Annotated in this window: 19 protein-coding genes; 8 read left to right on the top strand and 11 right to left on the bottom strand. The window is 69.8% G+C overall.

Annotated features, from left to right (window positions below; translation table 11 throughout):
- Positions 1-248: 248 nt before the first annotated feature.
- From AC1GI4_RS11010 to AC1GI4_RS10990, 5 genes are all read right to left on the bottom strand, one after another.
- Positions 249-1,496, bottom strand: a complete 1,248-nt coding sequence (locus AC1GI4_RS11010; RefSeq protein WP_479629524.1) for an adenosylmethionine--8-amino-7-oxononanoate transaminase — start codon at positions 1,494-1,496, stop codon at positions 249-251.
- Complete coding sequence (gene bioD / locus AC1GI4_RS11005) at positions 1,493-2,113, bottom strand: dethiobiotin synthase (protein WP_479629523.1); 621 nt, start codon at positions 2,111-2,113, stop codon at positions 1,493-1,495. The genes AC1GI4_RS11010 and bioD overlap by 4 nt, the downstream gene beginning before the upstream one ends.
- Positions 2,110-3,219, bottom strand: a complete 1,110-nt coding sequence (locus AC1GI4_RS11000) for an 8-amino-7-oxononanoate synthase (RefSeq protein ID WP_479629522.1) — start codon at positions 3,217-3,219, stop codon at positions 2,110-2,112. Before AC1GI4_RS11000 ends, bioD begins: the two co-directional genes overlap by 4 nt.
- 215 nt (positions 3,220-3,434) lie before the next feature.
- Entirely contained in the window at positions 3,435-4,163 is a 729-nt protein-coding gene (locus AC1GI4_RS10995) for a class I SAM-dependent methyltransferase (protein ID WP_294275659.1), read from the bottom strand.
- Positions 4,164-4,167: 4 nt separating this feature from the next.
- A complete protein-coding gene (locus AC1GI4_RS10990; protein ID WP_433909313.1) occupies positions 4,168-4,596 on the bottom strand; it encodes a GtrA family protein in 429 nt (142 codons plus the stop codon).
- A gap of 75 nt (positions 4,597-4,671) precedes the next feature.
- Between AC1GI4_RS10990 and AC1GI4_RS10985 the strand changes: the two genes are divergently transcribed.
- Positions 4,672-6,441, top strand: a complete 1,770-nt coding sequence (locus tag AC1GI4_RS10985; protein ID WP_479629521.1) for an AcrB/AcrD/AcrF family protein — start codon at positions 4,672-4,674, stop codon at positions 6,439-6,441.
- A gap of 127 nt (positions 6,442-6,568) precedes the next feature.
- On the opposite strand, the gene AC1GI4_RS10980 is transcribed toward AC1GI4_RS10985, so the two are convergent.
- Genes AC1GI4_RS10980 through AC1GI4_RS10965 form a run of 4 tightly spaced genes read right to left on the bottom strand, consistent with a single transcriptional unit; the run spans position 6,569 to position 8,685 of the window.
- The gene (locus tag AC1GI4_RS10980) at positions 6,569-7,192 is read right to left on the bottom strand and encodes a MarC family protein (protein WP_294275665.1); all 624 of its coding nucleotides are present in this window, start codon (positions 7,190-7,192) and stop codon (positions 6,569-6,571) included.
- A 4-nt stretch (positions 7,193-7,196) separates the two neighbouring features.
- Positions 7,197-8,075 (bottom strand): bifunctional methylenetetrahydrofolate dehydrogenase/methenyltetrahydrofolate cyclohydrolase FolD, encoded by an 879-nt coding sequence (gene folD, locus AC1GI4_RS10975; protein WP_479629520.1) that lies wholly within the window; start codon positions 8,073-8,075, stop codon positions 7,197-7,199.
- Positions 8,072-8,374: a DUF167 domain-containing protein gene (locus AC1GI4_RS10970; RefSeq protein ID WP_479629519.1), complete on the bottom strand. Its 303-nt coding sequence runs from the start codon at positions 8,372-8,374 to the stop codon at positions 8,072-8,074. Before AC1GI4_RS10970 ends, folD begins: the two co-directional genes overlap by 4 nt.
- Positions 8,374-8,685 carry a YggT family protein gene (locus AC1GI4_RS10965; protein ID WP_056438920.1) on the bottom strand — a complete coding sequence of 104 codons (312 nt, stop codon included), beginning with the start codon at positions 8,683-8,685 and terminating at the stop codon, positions 8,374-8,376. Before AC1GI4_RS10965 ends, AC1GI4_RS10970 begins: the two co-directional genes overlap by 1 nt.
- A gap of 119 nt (positions 8,686-8,804) precedes the next feature.
- Between AC1GI4_RS10965 and AC1GI4_RS10960 the strand changes: the two genes are divergently transcribed.
- Positions 8,805-10,649 carry an AsmA family protein gene (locus tag AC1GI4_RS10960; protein WP_479629518.1) on the top strand — a complete coding sequence of 615 codons (1,845 nt, stop codon included), beginning with the start codon at positions 8,805-8,807 and terminating at the stop codon, positions 10,647-10,649.
- Positions 10,650-10,781: 132 nt separating this feature from the next.
- On the opposite strand, the gene AC1GI4_RS10955 is transcribed toward AC1GI4_RS10960, so the two are convergent.
- Together AC1GI4_RS10955 and tsaD are read right to left on the bottom strand one after the other, a co-directional pair.
- Entirely contained in the window at positions 10,782-11,759 is a 978-nt protein-coding gene (locus tag AC1GI4_RS10955) for an NAD(P)H-dependent glycerol-3-phosphate dehydrogenase (protein ID WP_479629517.1), read from the bottom strand.
- Entirely contained in the window at positions 11,756-12,781 is a 1,026-nt protein-coding gene (gene tsaD / locus AC1GI4_RS10950; RefSeq protein ID WP_479629516.1) for a tRNA (adenosine(37)-N6)-threonylcarbamoyltransferase complex transferase subunit TsaD, read from the bottom strand. Before tsaD ends, AC1GI4_RS10955 begins: the two co-directional genes overlap by 4 nt.
- Before the next feature lie 65 nt (positions 12,782-12,846).
- Between tsaD and hemC the strand changes: the two genes are divergently transcribed.
- From hemC to AC1GI4_RS10920, 6 genes are all read left to right on the top strand, one after another.
- Entirely contained in the window at positions 12,847-13,758 is a 912-nt protein-coding gene (hemC, locus tag AC1GI4_RS10945; RefSeq protein ID WP_479629515.1) for a hydroxymethylbilane synthase, read from the top strand.
- Between the two features lie 4 nt (positions 13,759-13,762).
- The gene (locus tag AC1GI4_RS10940) at positions 13,763-14,446 is read left to right on the top strand and encodes a uroporphyrinogen-III synthase (protein WP_294269570.1); all 684 of its coding nucleotides are present in this window, start codon (positions 13,763-13,765) and stop codon (positions 14,444-14,446) included.
- Positions 14,443-15,378: a hypothetical protein gene (locus AC1GI4_RS10935; protein ID WP_479629514.1), complete on the top strand. Its 936-nt coding sequence runs from the start codon at positions 14,443-14,445 to the stop codon at positions 15,376-15,378. The genes AC1GI4_RS10940 and AC1GI4_RS10935 overlap by 4 nt, the downstream gene beginning before the upstream one ends.
- Before the next feature lie 65 nt (positions 15,379-15,443).
- Positions 15,444-17,084, top strand: coding sequence for a sensor histidine kinase (locus AC1GI4_RS10930; protein WP_479629513.1), 1,641 nt, complete (start codon positions 15,444-15,446; stop codon positions 17,082-17,084).
- Between the two features lie 32 nt (positions 17,085-17,116).
- Positions 17,117-17,698, top strand: coding sequence for a response regulator transcription factor (locus AC1GI4_RS10925; RefSeq protein ID WP_294269561.1), 582 nt, complete (start codon positions 17,117-17,119; stop codon positions 17,696-17,698).
- A gap of 146 nt (positions 17,699-17,844) precedes the next feature.
- Positions 17,845-18,606, top strand: coding sequence for a hypothetical protein (locus AC1GI4_RS10920; RefSeq protein WP_479629512.1), 762 nt, complete (start codon positions 17,845-17,847; stop codon positions 18,604-18,606).
- Positions 18,607-18,823: the final 217 nt, after the last annotated feature.

The following is an 18,823-nucleotide window of genomic DNA, read 5'->3' as shown; positions in this document are numbered from 1 at the left end:
TTTTGAAACGCTGCGGGATAAAGCAAATGAAATGCCGTGAAGTCAAAGGGCGCTATACCCCCTCCTCTCCTTAAAGCAGAATGACATGAAATGAATCCACCCCTCCCCTTCAGGGGAGGGGTCAAGGGTGGGGCGCCTCCGCAAGCGCGCCGCCCGTGGCAAGGCCCCACCCCAGCCCCTCCCCTGAAGGGGAGGGGCTCACCTTCGTTCAACTCAACGTCATCACGCTCTAAAGGCTAGGAACAGGCTTAACGCCCGAAGCGGTCGATCGCCTCATGAATGCCGGTCCACACTTTACCGAGCTGTTCGGGCGTGATCGCATAAGGCGGCATCACATAGACGGTGTTGCCCATCGGCCGGACGAGCAGATCGCGCTCCCGGAAATGCGCCAGCAGCCGGGGGGCGAGGTCGGAGAGATAATCCTGCCCCGCGCCCAGCTCGAACGCGGCGATGGTGCCGAGCTGGCGGGGGCTGTGTACCGCCGCCGCGCCGGTGATCCCCGCCAGATGCGCCGCCTGCGCCGCCGCCAGCGCGTCGATCCGCGCCTGCACCGGCTCGTCGCGCCAGATCGCCAGATTCGCCGCCGCCGCCGCGCAGGCGATCGGGTTGGCGGTGTAGCTGGACGAGTGGAAGAACTGCTTCGACCGATCGGTCGGCGACCAGTGCGCCTGAAAGATCGGCTCGCTCGCCAGCGTCACCGCCAGCGGCACCGCGCCGCCGGTCAACCCCTTGGACAGGCACAGGATATCGGGCACCACCCCCGCCTGCTCGCAGGCCAACAACGTGCCGGTGCGGCCCCAGCCGGTCATGATCTCGTCGGCGATGAACAGCACGCCGTGCGCGGCGCAGATGTCGCGCATCGCCGCCAGCGTTTCGGGCGCGTAGAGCAGCATGCCCCCTGCCCCCAGCACCAGCGGCTCGACGATGAACGCCGCCGCGCCCGCCCGGCACGCCGCCTCCAGCGCGTCGAGCGTGGCCTGCACATCCGTGGGAAAGGGAATGGTGCCGACGTCGAACAGCAGCGGCGCATAGGCGCGGTTATAGACCCCGCGCGCACCCACCGACATCGCGCCGATCGTATCGCCATGATAGCTGTGTTCCAGCACCAGGATACGGTCGCGCGGCTCGCCCCGGTGCAGCCAGTAACCCAGCGCCATCTTCAGCGCGACCTCGACCGCGGTCGAACCGGAATCAGAGAAGAACACCCGCGTCAGCTCGGGCGGGGTGATCCGCACCAGTTCGGCGGCGACCTCTTCGGCGGGTTCGTGGGTCCAGCCGGCGAAGATGATCTGGTCGAGCTTGCCCGCTTGGGTAGCAATGGCGGCGCTGATGCGCGGATGGTTGTGGCCGTGCGTCGTCACCCACCAGCTGGAGATCGCGTCGATCACCTCGCGGCCGTCGACCGTGGTCAGCACCGCGCCGCTGGCGGTGGCGACCCTGGGGATCGGCTCGCCCAGGCCATGCTGGGTGAAGGGATGCCAGACGGGCGAGGTCATCGGAAATCCTCGACGTCGAAATGCGCGGCGAACGCCTCCGCCAGCGTCTCGCGGGTCAGCGTCGCCAGACGCGGCAGGCGGCCGAGCCGCTTGACCCCGCCGATCGCGGCGATGGTCGCCTCGCTATCCTCCACGCCCTCGCCGACGAACGCCACGCCCAGGATCGGCACCCCACGCGACCGCAGCGCCTCGATCGACAAGAGGCTGTGGTTGATCGTGCCCAGCCCGGTGCGCGCAACCAGCACCACCGGGCGGCCCCAATGCGCGAACAGGTCGGCGAACAGCAGCTCGCGGGTGACGGGCACCAGCACGCCGCCCGCGCCCTCGGCCACCAGCGGACCATCGACCTTTGGCAGCGCCAGTCGCTCGCGTTCGATCGTCACCCCGTCGATCTCGGCGGCGCGGTGCGGCGAGCAGGGGGTCTTCAACCGATAGGCAGAGGGCAGCACCGGCCGCCCGCTAAGCCGTGCGACCGTTTCGGCATCGCCATGCCCTTCGTCATCGGTGCCCGCCTGGACCGGCTTCCAGTAATGCGCCCCCAATGCGCCGGTCAGCGCGGCGGAGAAGACGGTCTTGCCGATTTCGGTATCGGTGCCGGTGACGATGATGGCGCTCATGCCAGAACCTCTTGCAGTGCTTCGTCGAGCGCGAGGATGTCCGCGTCCTCGACGTTCAAGGTGATGGACAGCCGCAGCCGCGCCGCGCCCACCGGCACGGTCGGCGGGCGGATGCCGCGAATGTCATGCCCACGCGCCTGCAACGCCTCGGCGGCGCGCATGGTGCGGCCATTGTCGTGCAGGATCAGCGGCATGATCGGCGTGCCGTTCGCCAGCGCGCCATGTTTCGCCAGCCGCTCGCCCGCCAGCGCGATGCGGTCGTGCAACGCGCCGCGCCGCTCGGGCTCGTCGGCCAGGATGCGCAACGCCTCGCGCACGCCCCGCGCCATCAGCGGCGAGGGCGCGGTCGAGAAGATGAAGCCCCGCCCGCGATTGACCAGATAGTCGCGCACGATGGCGGGCCCGGCGACCAGCGCGCCCTCGCACCCCAAAGCCTTGCCGCAGGTATGGAGGGTGACGACCCGCTCGCCGGGCGTCGCGAGCCCCTGCCCGCGCGTCCCGAAGACGCCGGTCGCATGCGCCTCGTCGACGATCAGCATCGCGTCATGCCGCTCGGCCACCGCCATCAGGTCGGTCAGCGGGGCGGTGTCGCCGTCCATTGAATAAAGGCTTTCGACCGCGATCCAGGCGGTGCCCTTGCCGCCCTGGTCGCGCCAGGCGCGGATCGCCGCCTCGAACGCGGCCGGATCGTTGTGGACCGCCGACGCGGGGGTGGCGCGCGACAGCTTCATCCCCTCATGCATACTGGCATGGACCAGCGCGTCATGGACGATCAGGTCGCCGCGCTGCGGCAACGTCGCCAGCAGCGTGGCGTTGGCGGTATAGCCGGAGGAGAAATAGAGGCTCGCTTCCGCGCCGAAGAAGGCGGCAGCCTCGGCCTCCAGCGCCTCATGCTCGGGATGGTTGCCGCGCAACAGCCTCGATCCGCCCGAGCCGATGGGGACGCCCTGTTCGATCGCGTGTGCGATGGCGGCGGCGAGGCGGGGGTGGCTGGCGAGGCCCAGATAGTCGTTGGAGGCGAAGTCCCGGCCCGCCATCGGGGCCAGCCCCCGCAATCGGTCCCGCGCGGCCAGTCGGGCCAGATCGGCGCGATGAAAGTCCAGCATGGGGGCTTCCCTAGCCAGACGAACGGGGGAGCGGAACCATATTTGTGAGGGATTCCCTTGGCCTTCGACTTCGGCGCTACGCGCCGAAGTTTATCCTGAGCGGCTGGCTTGCCAGCCAGCCGAAGGGCTCAGGCTGAACGGAGGTGGAGTATCGGGCTGGACACAAAACTCCGTTCAGCCTGAGCGAAGTCGAAGGCCACGCCCACACGCCAGCGTCAGACAGGCTCCGCCAAGGTCACGATCGACACCCCCGGCGTCATGGGAACGCGCCCCACCAGATGCCGCTCCAGCCGGAAGATCGCCTCGAACGCCTTGTTGAGCGGCGCGGGCGGCGGCGAGTCGTCGCTGTCGTCGCGCCCCGTGATCCGCCCCGCGATCCGCGCGGCGGCGGCCAGTGGGAACAGCAGCGAGTTGAAATAGCCGAGCTTGCGGGGTTTCAGCCCCGCCTTCTCGATCGCCGACACCAGCGTTCCCTTGGAATAGCGGCGATGATGATGGTTCACCACGTCATGCGCCGACCACATCCACTGGTGCGCGGGGACCGCGATCAGGATCTTGCCGCCGGGCTTCAGGCAGGATTTCATCGCGGCCAGCGCGGCGACATCGTCCTCGATATGCTCCACCACGTCGAGCACCGCGATCAGGTCGTAGGCCCCCCGCTCGATCCCCGGCAGTTCGGGGAGCGGCGCGGCCTGGACCGGCTTGCCGAGGCGCTGCGACGCGATCTCGCGCGCGGCGGGGTCGATCTCGATCGCATCGACCGTGCCGAAGCTGGCCAGCATCGGCAGGTTGTGCCCGGTGCCGCAACCGATCTCGAGGATACGCGCGTCCCTGGGCAGCTTGCCATAGCGGGTCAGGTAATCGGCCAGAATGTCGCGGCGCGCGCGGTACCACCAATGGGTGGAATCATGCGCGGCCATGCGGTCGTAAACGATACGGTCCATGAACTTATCCGAAGACCCATTGGCGATTGAGCGCGAAGGTCGCGATCGGCGTGATCGTGACCACCGGGATCAGCGCGACCCAGGGTTGTTGATGCATAAGCCCCGTCACGATCCAGGTGAACAGCGCATTGAGCGCCAGGCCGAAACCCTGGACGACGAGGAATTTCAGATGCTGCCTGCCGCTGGAGTCGCGGGTGCCGTGTCCGCGAAAGCTCCACGCGCTGTGCAGGAAGAAGCCGACGATGACCGCGACCAGAAAGGCGGGCGGCACCGCCAGCACGGCCTTGTCGTGTGGCAGGACCCAGGAGGTCAGCGGCAGATAGACGGCGGAATAGACGACCGTCGACAATCCGCCCGCGATACCAAAGCGGATGATCTGGCCCAGCATCCCGCTGGACCGCCATCGATCGATCTGGTGCTGCAGAGTCGCCATACCCCCCAACCTTGCCCTTTACGCCGCCCGCGATAGAGCGGAACCGATGTCCTGCGCCTTAGGCTGCGGGCGGGTATGAGGGAAGCGTCTTTGGAACGTCTGCAGCGTGAGATCGACCGCAACTGGCAACGCTGGGTGCTGGTGGCGTGGGCCGCGATCACCGCCTGGTATCTCTATGATCGCTGGGGGCAGATACGCTGGTGGTCGCTGGGCGACACCGACGACAATATGCGGCTGATGCAGGTGCGCGCCTGGATGGCGGGGCAGGACTGGTATGATCTGCGCCAGTATCGGATGAACCCGCCGGTCGGCTTCGACATCCATTGGAGCCGCATCGTCGACCTGCCCATTGCGGGGCTGATCCTGTTCTTCCGCCTGTTCACCACCCCCGCCTGGGCCGAGCGACTCGCCTGCGGCCTGGCGCCGCTGATCCCGCTGTCGATCACCATGACCGCGCTGGCGGTGACGCTGCGCCGTCTGATCGGGGTGCTGAGCTGGCCGCTGGGGATGGCGCTGCTGCTGTGCGCCCATGCGACGATGCTGATGTACATGCCGATGCGTATCGACCACCACGGATGGCAGCTCGCCATGCTGGCGGTCACCGTCGCGGGGTTGTGCGATCCGCACGCCAGGCGCGGCGGGGCGCTGGTCGGGCTGGCGAGCGCGGTGTCGCTGGCCATCGGGCTGGAGATGCTGCCCTATTCGGCGATGGCGGGCGCGATCCTGACCTTGCGCTGGGTCTGGGACCGGGCGGAGGCGGAGCGGCTGGCCGTCTATGCTCTCACGCTGGGCGGGGGGAGCGCGGCGGGGTTCGCCGCCTTTGCCTCCAATGCCAATTACGCGATGCGCTGCGACGCGCTGACCCCGGTCTGGCTGTCGGTGACGGTGGCGGCGGGGGCGCTGCTGTTCGTGCTGGCGCGGATCAATCCTGTGTCGCGCGGTGCGCGGCTGGGTCTGGCGGTGGTCGCGGGCGCGGTGATCGCCGGTGGTTTCGCCAGCCTGTTCCCGCAATGCCTGACCCGCCCCGAACAGGTCAGCCCCGAGTTGCAGCGCAACTGGCTGAACAATGTTCGCGAGGCCAAGCCGATCTACAAGCACCCGCTTCGCGTCGCGCTGCCCATGGCGATCATGCCGGTGATCGGGATGATCGGGGCGATCGTCGCGGCCTGGCGGCGACGGACGATCGGCTGGACCGCAGTGGCGCTGTTCACCACCTTCGCCTGCCTGATGCTGTTGTGGCAGGCGCGTGCCGCCCCGGCGGGGCAGATGCTGGCGGTGCCGGGCATCGCCGCGCTGCTGTGGATGGTCCTGCCATGGCTGGCCGGGCTGCGCTCGCCGCTGTTGCGCGTGTCTGCGATCGCCTTGGCGGTACTGGTGCCGACGGGGATCGCGGCGGGCTGGGTCGTCAACGCCCTGCCCGGGACCCAGCCCACCGCCTATGCGAACCGAGTCAACCGCGCGACCGGCCAGTGCGTGCGCACCTCGGTGCTGACGCGGGTGAATGCCTATCCCAAGGCGACGGTCTTCACCTTCGTCGATCTGGGACCACGCCTGATCGTGACGACGCATCATGATGCGATCGCGGGCCCCTATCATCGCAATGGCGACGCGATCCTGGACGTGCAGCACGCCTTCCAGGGCAACGAGGCGCAGGCGCGCGCGATCATGAAGCGGCACGGCGCGACGTTGCTGCTGATCTGCCCCGACATGGCCGAGTCGACCAACTATCGCGCGCGGGCACCGGGCGGGTTCTACGACCGGATGGCGCGTGGCTGGACGCCGAGCTGGCTGACGCCGCTGCCACTGCCCAAGGGGTCGCCGCTGCGGCTGTATCGGATCAGCTGATCCTCCCCGGCACGGGGAGGTGGCAGGCCGTCAGGCCTGACGGAGGGGGCGTGCCACACGGGTCAGCCCTTGCGGCACGCCCCCTCCACCATGCTTCGCATGGTCCCCCTCCCCGTACCGGGGAGGATTACTTCAAGCTGGCGGTCACCCCGTCGATCACGAACTGCACCGCCAGCGCCGCCAGCAGCACGCCCAGCACGCGGGTAATCACCGCCTCGATCTTGGCGCCCAGCAGCCGCATCAGCGGCCCCGCCGCCAGCAGCGCGACCAGCGTCAGCAGCAGGATCGATACCATCGCCGCCAGCACCACGATCGAGGCTTGCAGCCCCGAATTGCGGCTCATCAGCAGCATGACGGTCGCGATCGATCCCGGCCCGGCGATCATCGGCATCGCCATCGGGAAGATCGACACGTCCTCCGCCTCGTGCGGATCGTCGGCGACCTTGGCGGCGCGGTCCTCGCGCCGCTGGGTGCGCTTTTCGAACACCATCTCCAGCGCGATCAGGAACAGCATGATGCCGCCCGCGATGCGGAACGCCGCCATCTCGATGCCCAAGCCGTGGAGCAGCGCCTCGCCGAACAGCGCAAAGACGAACAGGATGACCGAGGCGACCATGACGGCGCGGATCGCCATCGCGCGGCGATGCTGCGGCGTCGCGCCCGCCGACAGCCCGGCATAGATCGGCGCGCAGCCCGGCGGATCGATCACCACGAAGAAGGTGATGAGCGAGGAGATATAGAGTTCGAGCACGGCCTTACAGCGCCGTCTGATCGATCGCGACGCCCTCGCGCCGTCCCGCCGAGACCAGCGTGTTGCGCAGCAGGACTGCGATCGTCATCGGCCCGGCGCCACCCGGCACCGGGGTGATCGCGCCCGCGCGGGTCGCCGCCGTGTCATATTCGACATCGCCGACCAGCCCCGTCTCGGTACGGTTGATGCCGACATCGATGACGCTGGCACCCGGCTTGATCCATTCGCCCTTGACCAGGCCGGGCACGCCCACCGCCGCGACGACGATATCGGCGCGGCCGACGACCTCGGCCAGATTGCGGGTGCGGCTGTGCGCGACCGTCACCGTGCAGCTTTCGCCGAGCAGCAGCTGCGCCATCGGCTTGCCGACGATGTTCGAGCGGCCGACGACCACCGCGTCCATGCCCGACAGGCTGGGGTGGATGCTCTTGAGCAGCATCAGGCAGCCGAGCGGGGTGCAGGGCACGAAGCCTTCGCTGCCCGTCGCCAGCCGTCCGGCGTTGACCGGGTGGAAGCCATCGACATCCTTGTCGGGGTCGATCGCCTGAATCACCGCCTGCGCGTCGATCTGGCCCGGCAGCGGCAGCTGGACGAGGATGCCGTCGACGGTCGGGTCCTGGTTGAGCTGTTCGACGAGCGCCAGCAGCGTCGCCTGGTCGGTATCGGCGGGCAGGCGGTGCTCGATGCTCTCCATGCCCGCCTCGCGCGTGGCCTTGCCCTTGGAGCGGACATAGACGCTGGAGGCGGGGTCCTCGCCGACGAGCACGACCGCGAGACCGGGCGCGCGGCCTGTCTTTTCACGGAACGTGGCAACCTGGGTGGCGATGCGGGTACGGAGGCCGGCGGCGAACGCCTTGCCGTCGATGATCGTGGCGCTGGTCATGGACACTCGCCATAAAGCGCCTGGGCCAACCGCGCCAGTGTATGCGGGTCGCCCGCGACATGCAGCCGCTTCAGTCGCGCCGTTTCGCCCGCGATGATCGTCACCGCGCGCTTGGGCACCCCGAAATGCTTGGCGACCAGCGGGATCAGCGCCGCATTGGCCGCGCCGTCGACCGGCGGCGCCGACAGCCGCGCGGCGAAATGCTCCTCGGTCCCGGCGGTCAGCGCATCGCGGCCGCCGCGCGACGTGACGCGAACGGCGATCTGGAGTCCATCGTCACGCAGGCTCCAGGCGGGCATCAGCCGACGACGACCGCGCCCCCGTACATCGCATTGGCGATCGCGGTGTCCAGGATCTTGCCCAGGATGATGACCGCCAGCAGCACGACCATCGGCGACAGGTCGAGCGCGCCGAAATCGGGCAGAATGCGCCGGATCGGGCGATAGAGCGGATCGGTCATCTTCTGCAGCGCGTACCAGACCGACCGGATGAAGTCGTTCGAGGTGTTGATGACGTTGAACGCGATCAGCCAGGACAGGATCGCCTGCACGATGATGATCCACCAGACGACGTTGAGCAGGATCTGAAGAATCTGAAGGATGAGGACCAACGCCGGAAGCTCCTTTGCAATTCGGCCATATCTAGGGCGCGGGAGCCTTCGGGGCAACAATCGTGCGCGGCGGTCCTGACGCAGGCGGAACGAAGCCTCCTGTCGCGCGTCCCACAGTCATGACACAGGAGAGGGGATGGCCGCGCCGGACGCGGGTCGTATTGGGGCTGCTGATCGGGCTGCCTCTCCTCTTCCTGTTGATCCTGGCGGTGTTTCCCTGGGGACTGCTGCGCGGTGCCGTCTGTCGTGCGGCGACCGAGCGGTTCGGGCGGCCGGTGACGATCGGCTCGGTTCACCGGGTCGACAGCATCGGCTTTCACCCCACCATCGCGGTCGAGGATCTGAAAATCCCGCAGGCCGGTTGGGCGGGTCAGGGCGATTTTGCGCGGGTGGCCAAGGCGGAAATCCGCTTCTCGGTCTGGCCGCTGCTGCGTGGGGCGTTCGTGCCGGAGGATATCCGCGTGTCGGGGCTCCGTCTGGCACTGGTCCGCGACCAGCAGGGCCGCACCAACTGGTCGCGCCCCGGCGAGCCCGAGCAGGGTGGCAGCGCCACCGATCTGCAAGGGCTGACCGTCACCGACGGCGTGGTGAGCTATCGCGACGCCAAGGAGGATCGCCAGGCCGTCTTGAGGATCGCCGCTGACCCCGATCGCGGCGTCCGCGCCGAGGGCGAGGGCAAGGTGCGCGGCGCGCCCGTCCGCATCGCCTTCACCGGCGCGGCCGTGAAGCCCGGTCGCTGGCCCTTTACCGCCGATATCACCGGCGAACAGCTGGTCATGAAGGCGGTCGGCACGATGGACCGGCCGCTCGATACCGATGCGATGACGCTGGACCTGAACGCCAAGGCCGACGACCTGAAGCGGATCGACGCGGTGATCGAGGCGGGACTGTTCCAGACCCGGCCGGTACAGCTGACCGCGCATGTCCGCCACGAACGCCCGCGCTGGACGATCACCGACCTGAAGGGGCGGATAGGCCGCTCCGACCTGAGCGGGCGGCTGACCGTCGACAAGAAGGACGGCCGTACGCTGCTGGATGGCGCGGTCACGGCGGCGCAGCTCGATTTCGACGACCTGTCCTCCGCGCAGGGCCGCGCGGAGGCCGCCGCACTCGAACGCCGGATCGGGCCACGCCTGGTGCCCAATACGCGGATCGACATCGGCAAGATCGACACCACCGACGGCACGATCCGGTTCAGGGTCGGCCGCGTGATTAGCGCGCAAGGGCCCTCGCCGATCACCGGCTTTACCGGGCGGATGACGATGGATCACCAGTTGCTGACCATCGGCGACATCCGCATGGCCTTGCGCGAAGGTGTGGTGACGGGACAGGCGGTGATCGACCAGCGCAACGGGGCGAAGGTGCCGCGCCTGTCGGTCGACCTGCGATTGCGCGGGGCGAGCGTGCTGTCGCTTTCGGGAGAAACCCGGATCACCGGCCATGTCGGCGCGCGTGCCAAGCTGGCCGGTGTGGGCGAGACGGTACGCGCCGCAATCGGGCGGGCGGACGGTCGGATCGGGCTGGTCGTCGCCAACGGGACGCTGCCCGATCGCTATGCGACGGCGCTGGGCTTCGATGCAGGCGCGGCGTTCATGGGCGACAGCGGCAAGGCGACGTTGCGCTGTCTGGTGCTGGGCGTGGACCTGAAGAACGGCACCGGCCGGGCCGATCCGCTGATCGTCGATACCTCACGCAGTCGACTGGACGGGACCGGCACCGTCAGCTTCCCCAACGAACGCCTCGCATTGCGGCTAACCGGCGCGCCGAAACAGGGGGCGACGCTACGGCTGGCGGGGGCGGCAACCGTGGGCGGGACGATCGAAAAGCCCGACCTCGTCATCCCCAAGGAGGTGAAGTCGGTCGGCAATATCTTCAAGTCGATCGGCCGCGCGATCACCGGCGACACCGGGCCGAAGGCACAGAATGCGGCGTGCGGTGCGTTGGCACGGCAGGTGTTGCGGTAACCCTGCCAACCTCCGTTCAGCCTGAGCGAAGTCGAAGGCCAAGGGACTCGGGCAGCCAAGCCATCCTATTGGCAGGCATTGTAGCGTGGCCTTCGACTTCGCTCAGGCAGTACGGAGCGGGGGAATTGGGGGTCAGTTCCCCTCGGCCTTCAGCGGCCGGGCCAGCAAAGCCCCAATCACCTCGCCCACGGCCGCGCCCTCCAGCAACCGGCACACCGCCTCGCACACCGGCATGTCGACGCCCGCCTCCGCCGCCGCCTGGCGCAGCACGGGCGCGGTGAAGGCTCCCTCCGCCACGGTTCGCCGGTCGGCAAGCAACTCCGCCGCCGACCGCCCCTGCCCCAAGCCGACACCCAGCGAGAAATTGCGCGAGGCCGTGGACGAACAGGTCAGCACCAGATCGCCCAGCCCGGAAAGCCCCGCCAGCGTCTCGGCCCGGCCGCCACGCGCCAGCCCGAATCGCGTCATCTCGGCAAAACCGCGCGCGATCAGCGCGGCGCGGGCATTCTGGCCCAGCCCCGCGCCCTCGACCACGCCGCAGCCGATGGCGAGGACGTTCTTGATCGCGCCGCCGATTTCCGCACCCGTCACGTCATCGGTGGCATAGGGCCGGAAATGCGGCGCCGCGATCCGCGCGGACAGGCTTTTGCGCAGTTCGGGATCTTCGCAGGCCAGTGTCACCGCCGTCGGTAACCCCGCCGCCACCTCATGCGCGAAGGTCGGGCCGGACAGCACCGCGATCGGCGCGTCCGGATGGATCGTGCGCGCGACCTCTCCGACCAGCCGGCGCGTCCCCGCCTCGATCCCCTTGGAACACAGGACCAGCGGCTTGGAGCCCACCGGCATCGTCGTCAGCACCGCGCCCACGGCCTGCGCGGGCGTGACGACCAGCAGTGCGTCCATCTCCGCCATCGCCGCCGGATCGCTCACCGCCTCGATGGCGGGCGAAAGGGCGATATTCGGCAGATAGAGTGGATTGGCGTGCGTGGTGTTGATCGCCTCGGCCACCGCCGGATCGCGTGCCCAGAGCCGCACCGGCCGCTGCCCGTGCGCCGCCACCTGCGCCAGCGCGGTGCCCCACGCGCCCGCGCCGATCACCCCGATCCTCATGCCTTCACCCCCGCGCCGCGCACGGCTTCGGCGGCCGGATCGAGCGGCCAGCGTGCGCGGGCGGGCGTGTCGAGCGGATCGGTCAGCCCTTCGCGGAACCGCTCGACGCCTGCCCAGGCGATCATCGCGGCATTGTCGGTGCACAGCCAGAGTGGCGGCGCGACGAAGCGCAGGCCATGCTCGGCGGCGAGCGACTCCAGCGCGCCCCGGATCACGCCGTTCGCCGCGACTCCCCCCGCGACGACCAGAGCCGTGACGGGCGGCACATTGGCCAGCGCACGCCGCGTCCGGTCGAGCAGGCAGTCGACCACCGCCTGCTGGAAGGAGGCGGCGATATCCTCGGGCGAGTGATGGCCGATCGCCCGCGCCACCGCACTCTTGAGCCCTGCAAAGGAGAAATGCGGCTCGGCCGAGCCCTTCAACGGCCGGGGCAGCGGCACTGCATGGGGGTTCCCCTCCCGCGCCGCCGCCTCGACTCGCGGCCCGCCGGGATAGCCCAAGCCGAGCAGCTTGGCGGTCTTGTCGAACGCCTCGCCCGCCGCGTCGTCGATGGTCGTCGCCATCCGCCGATAACGCCCCACCCCCTCGACCAGCAGCAGCTGGCAATGCCCGCCCGAGACGAGCAGCAGCAGATAGGGATAGGCCAGCTCGCGATCCGACAGGCGCGGCGACAGGGCATGGCCCTCCAGATGATTGACCGCGATCAACGGCTTGCCCGCCGCATGGGCCAGCGCCTTGCCGGTCACGAGGCCGACCATCACCCCGCCGATCAGCCCCGGCCCCGCCGTCGCCGCGATCGCGTCGACATCCGCCAGGGTCACGCCCGCATCGGCAAAGGCGGCAGCGACCAGCGGCTCCATCGCCTCGACATGGCCGCGCGCGGCGATTTCGGGGACGACGCCGCCGAACGGGGCATGCGCCGCCTCCTGCCCCAGCAGCCGGTGCGCCAGCACGCGGCCGTCATCGGTGACCAGCGCGGCGGCGGTCTCGTCGCACGAGGATTCCAGTCCCAGGATCAGCATGGGTCCCCCATACCCGCCCGTTGCCAACTTGTCGAAGGGGGGCTTGATGCGGCAAAGGCGGACCCATGGTTCGTTTCCGGCTCGGTACGCGCGGTTCGCCGCTGGCCCTCACCCAGGCACAGATGGTGCGCGCGGCGCTGGCCAGCGCGCAGGGGTGGAGCGAGGACGCGGTTCAGATCGTGCCGATCAAGACCACCGGCGACCGGGTGCAGGACCGCGCGCTGGCCGAGATCGGCGGCAAGGCGCTGTGGACAAAGGAGCTGGACCGCGCGCTATACGACGGCGAGATCGACGCCTCGGTCCATTCGATGAAGGATGTCGAGACGATCCGGCCCGACTGGCTGCACATCGCCGCCATGCTGCCGCGCGCCGATGTCCGTGACCGGCTGATCGGGGCGGAGACCATCGCCGAGCTGCGCCCAAGCGCGGTGATCGGCACCAGCAGCCCGCGCCGCCGCGCGCAGATGCTGTCGCACCGGCCCGACCTGACCATCACGCTGCTGCGCGGTAATGTCGACACGCGGCTGGCCGCCGTGGCGAACGGCGATGTCGACGCGACGCTGCTCGCCGCCGCCGGGCTCGACCGACTGGGGCGCGCGGTCGGCCATGCGGTGCCGACCGACCAGATGCTGCCCGCGCCCGCGCAAGGGGCGGTCGGGATCGAGACGCGCGCCGACGATGCCGCCGCGACGATGCTGATCGCCTCGATCGACCATGCCGAAACCCATGCCTGCGTGATGGCCGAGCGCGCGCTGCTCGCCTCACTGGCGGCCGACTGCCACAGCCCGGTCGCGGCGCTCGCCTCGCTGTCGGGCGAGATGCTGACGCTGCGCGCCGAATTGCTGGCCGAGGACGGATCGTCGCGGGTCGGCGGCTGGGTCGAGGGGGCGCTGGACGAGGAACTCGGCGCGCGGCTGGCCGTCGATCTGCTCGAACGCGCGGCCCCCGAAGTCCGCCGCCTGTTCGCCGGGGGCTGAGCCCATGGCCGTCGTCGTCGTCCGGCCAGAGCCCGGCCACGCCGCGACGATCGCCGCCCTGCGCGAGGCGGGGCTGGACGCCATGTCGCTGCCGTTGTTCGCGGCGCATGCGGTCGAATGGACGCCGCCCGAACCCGACACGTTCGATGCGCTGCTCTTCACCAGCGCACAGGGGGTGCGACTGGCAGGATCGGCGCTCGATCCGCTGCGTCATAAGCCCGTGATCGCGGTCGGCCCCGCCACGGCCGCCGCCGCACGGGAGGCCGGGCTGTCGGTGGTGCTGACCGGCACGCAGGACGCCGCGTCGGTCGTCGCCCAAGCCCGGACGCAGGGCTATACGCGGCTGCTTCATCTGGCGGGCCGCGACCGGGTGGAGACGGGGGCGATGACCCGCATCGTCTATGCTGCCGATGCCGTGGCCGTCGCGCCGGATGCGATCGCCGCACTGGCGGGGCAGATCGTGCTGCTCCACTCCGCCCGCGCCGCCGCGCGGCTGGCCGAACTGGTGGATCAGGCAGGCATGTCCCGCGCCGCCGTCGCGCTGGTCGCGATCAGCGGCAGGACTGCGGCGGCGGCAGGTCTGGGCTGGCGCGCGGTCGTCATCGCCGAGGGCCCACGCGACGATGCCATGGTCGCCGCCGCGCGGGCGTTGACCGGAGCCGCCGCCACGGGGATAAGCGGGGCATGAACAATTTCGCGCCTTCCGACCGACCGCCGACGCGCGGCCCCCGAAAGGGCGCGATCGTCGCGCTGGTCGTGATCGCCTTCGTCGCGGGCATCCTGCTGATGGCCTATGCCATGCGCAACCTGTCCTGGTTCAACACCAATGGCACCGCGACGCAGGCCGTCACCGCCAAGCCCGGCGGCACCGGCGGCACCGTGAAGGAAGCGCCGCGCACCGATCCCATGGCGTTGGCCACGCGCGAGGCGCAATTGGCCGCGCAGCTCGCCGCGCTGGAGACGCGCGCTGCCACGCTGTCCAACGATGCCACGGCAGCCGGTGCGCAGGCGGGCCGCGCCGAATCGATCTTGGTCGCCGCCGCCGCGCGTCGCGCGGTCGATCGCGGCCAGCCGCTCGGTTATCTGGAAGAGCAGCTTCGCACCCGCTTCGGCACCAGCGAACCGCGCGCCGTCGCCGTCCTGATCGCCACCGCGCGTCAGCCGGTCACGCTGGAGACGCTGCGCCAGGGGCTCGACACGCTGGCGCCCGAACTGGTCGTCAACGACCAGAATGGCTGGTGGGAAGGGCTTCGCCAGGAACTCGGTCGCCTGATCGTGATTCGTGAGGCGACCGCCCCCTCGACCAATCCCAGCGAGCGGCTGGCGCGGGTCCGCCGCCTGCTCGACGGCGGACAGGTGGACCTCGCACGGGCCGAGGTGGCGCGCCTGCCCGGTGCCGCCGCCGCGCAGGCCTGGCAACAGGCGGCGCTGCGCTATGTCCGCGCGCGCCAGGCGCTCGACCTGATCGAGAATGCCGCGCTCGTCACCCCACCCGCTCCCCCGCCTGCACCGATCGTGACGACCCCGGTCCCGGGCACCCCGCCCGCCGATACGCCGGAGGCGACCACCGCCCAGGCCGCGCCGCAGACCGCACCAGCCGCCGCCGCGCCGACCATCTGAATCGCTGTCCATCCGGGAAATTCCCGGATGCCGCCCCGCGGTCACGCGGTACAAAGATTATTGTGATGTCGGCGTCGCTTAGCACCCCTCTGGCACCCCGACCGGCCGAGCCCGCGAGGCCCGGCCGGTTTTCCCTCGGTGTCTTCCTGCCCGACCAGGGGGATTGGCTGGCGCTGGCGCTTTATGCGGTGGGGTTCGCCGCCATGCACCGGCTGGCAGCCTATTGGGGCGGCAGCGGCTTTTATTCGCTCTGGTTTCCGGCGGCCGGGCTCCGGCTGGCACTGCTATGGCGGCGGGGGGCGCGGCTGACCCCGGCGATCGCGCTGGTCGAGATCGCGGTCGACGTCACCCTGACCCCGGCCGTGCTGGCGGGCGTTCCCTGGACGGTCGCCGTCTGGGGTATCGCGCGCCCGGTGCTGGCGTACGGCGCGACGATCGCCGCGATCGGCTGGTTGGCGGAGCGGCGGGGGGCCGCGCTTTTGACCGCGCCGATGCCATTGGGCCTGGCGCTGGTGCTCGCCCCGCTGGTCGCGACGCTCAGCGCGGTGCCGCAGGCGCTGACCAGCCCCGAACTGACCGGCGTGACCGGCCCGCGCGAAATCGTCGTGTCGCTTGCCGCCTTTGCGGTCGGTGATCTGCTCGGCACGCTGTTCATCGCGCCACCGCTCTTGTGGATCGCCGATGCGGTGGCGGGCCGGGCGCGCTGGCGCTGGCCACTGCCTTCGATCCTAGCCGGAATCGAGACGGCGGGCGTGTTGGGCCTCGGCATCGGGCTGGCCGAGCTGCTCGCGCGCGCCGGGCTGGGGATGCAGCCCGCGCCGGTGCTGGTCGCGGTGGCGTGGATCGGGTTGCGCTTCGGGCGCGCCGCCGCCTGGGGCGCGCTGCTCGTCGTGGTGCTGCGTGTCCTGCCCGATACGGCGGGGGCGATGGACACGCCCGAGCGGTTGCAACGGCATCTGGCGCTCGCGACCATCGTCGTCGCGGGTTATCTGGCGGGCAGCTTCGCCGATGCACAGACGACCGCGCGGGCCATGCTGGAGCGGCGCGACCGGCTGCTGTTCCAAGCGGAACGGCTCAAGACGCTGCGCGCCATGTCGGTGGCGGTGATCCATGAGGTCAGCCAGCCGCTGTCCACCCTGGCGATCGAGGCGCGCCACCTGCACCGGCTGACCGCCGGGCGCGGGGACGAGATCGCGGACGGTGCGGCCCTGATCGATCGCAAGGCGGAGCATCTCGCGACGCTGATCCGCCGCCTGCGCCGGTTCGGTGGCCATGCCGAGGGCGCGCCGCAGCCGCTGGCGCTGACCGCGCTGATGGACATGGTGGCGACGCTGGCGAAAGCGGAGGCGCGCGAGGCGGGCGTCGCCCTGTCCATCGCGCCGGTCGATCCGGCCTGGCAGGTGATGGCGCAGGAGGTCGAGCTGGCGCAGGCGGTGATGAACTTGGTCCGCAACGCCGTGCAGGCGGCGCAGGGCGACGCCATGCCCGATCCCGTCCTGGTCGACGTCACCGCCAACACGGCGCAGGTCGTCATCCATGTCGTCAACCGCGCCCCCGTCCCCCCGGTGGTACGCGACGGCATGGGCATCGGCACCCATGTCGCGCGGGCCATCGTCGAGGCGCATGGCGGCACGTTGATCCGTACGCATGGCGCGGACGGCATGGTCCATGCCGCGCTTTCGCTTCCCCTGATCGAGTCGCGTTGATGCCCGTTCGCTCCCTTGCCCCGCTGATGCCCATGACCGAATCCCCTGCCATGGTCCACGTACTGGACGACGATGCCGATCTGGGCGCGGCGGTGGCGCGGATGCTGGCGCGGCAGGGCTTCGTGACCCAGGCGTTCGATGATCCCGCCGCCTTACTGGCCGCCTATCCCGACCGCACCGCCCATGCCGTCGTCACCGATGTGATGATGGGCGAGTGGCATGGTTTCGCCTTTGCCGAGCGTCTGCGTGCGCTCGACCCGCATGTCGCGATCCTGTTCATGACCGCCTGGCCGAGCGCGGCGCACGCGGTCGACTCGGTTCGGCTGCACGGCGGGATCGATTATCTCGACAAGCCGATCGATGAGGCCCGCCTGTGCGCGTCGCTGCGCGAAGGCGTTGCCTGGTCGATGGAGCGGCGTGCGGCGGCGCGGCGGCTGGGCGACCTGTCGCCGCGCGAACGGCAGGTGTTCGACCTGATGGTGCAGGGCCATGGCAACAAGGCGATGGCCGGGCTGCTCGGCCTGTCGCCCAAGACGATTGAGGATCACCGCGCCGCCGTGTTCCTGAAGACCCAGACGCAGAGCGTGGCGCAGCTGATCGCGCTGTCGCGCTGACGCCGCTGCATATAGGGGAGCGGGCCGGTGCCGCACTGATCCAGTTCCACTGGATCAGATTCTGACGCCGCCGCCTTGCGATGAAGCGAGGAGCCGGGCGCCGCGGCCACGCGTTGACGGACATGGATTTTGTCGGAGGCCTTGCCGTGATTCGTTCCGCCCCGCGCCTACCCCACTGGCTGGCAGGTACACTTTTACTGCCGCTCGCCGCCTGTGGTGGCGGTGCAAGCAGCGAGCCCGAGCCGGAGCGCAACGCGGTAGCGGCCGCACCGACTTCGACGCCGGTTGCCAGCCCCTCGCCCGCGCCCGCCAAGACCGGCGGCCGGAGCGAACCCGTCTCCATCCTGTCCTGCTCGGCCGATCGCGGCGATGCGGCGGCGCGGAAGCTGGTGAAGATCTGCACCTCGGTCTCGCCCGCCACTCATCCGCCGTGCAACGCGGTCAATAGCTGCGCGATGATCGAGGACGAGATCGCCCGGTCCTGCGCGCTGATGGGCGACGACGCGGCCGGGACGCCCGGCTGCGAGGTCGATCCCAAGAGCGACGCGGCGGCGGCCGATGTCGTCCGGCGCTATTATGCGGCGATCAACGCGCATGACTATAGCACCGCCTGGATCCAGTGGGGCCAAGACGGTCGCCCGGGCCAACGCTTTGCCGATTTCCAGAAGGGCTTTTCCCATACCCGCGCGACCAGCGTGACGATCGGCCGGATGGCGCCCAGCGAGGGGGCGGCGGGCTCGGTCTATGCGACCGTGCCGGTGACGGTCGACGCGCAGCTCGACAATGGGCGGCAGCAGCGCTTCGTCGGGCAATATGTGGTGCGACGGGTCAACGACGTGCCGGGGGCGAGTGCGGACCAGCTGCGCTGGCATATCGATTCGGCGACGCTGAAACCGGCGGCAGGCTGATCGCCGCGCGTTTCCTGGAAGCCGAGGAAATGGCCCTGGTGGCATAGCGCGGAACGTGCACTTTGACTTCGCTCAGTGCGAACGGAGCTTAGAGCATGATGACATGAGATGAACTCACCCCTCCCCTTCAGGGGAGGGGCTCTCCTTGGCTCGACGCAACGTCATCACGGTCTAGGGTATCGGTCCTCTCCCAACCTCCGTTCGGCCTGAGCGCAGT

The sequence above is a fragment of the Sphingomonas sp. 77B genome (assembly GCF_056497825.1).
Note: the sequence above shows the minus strand (reverse complement) of the source record. Positions and strands in the feature narration are given on the sequence as shown.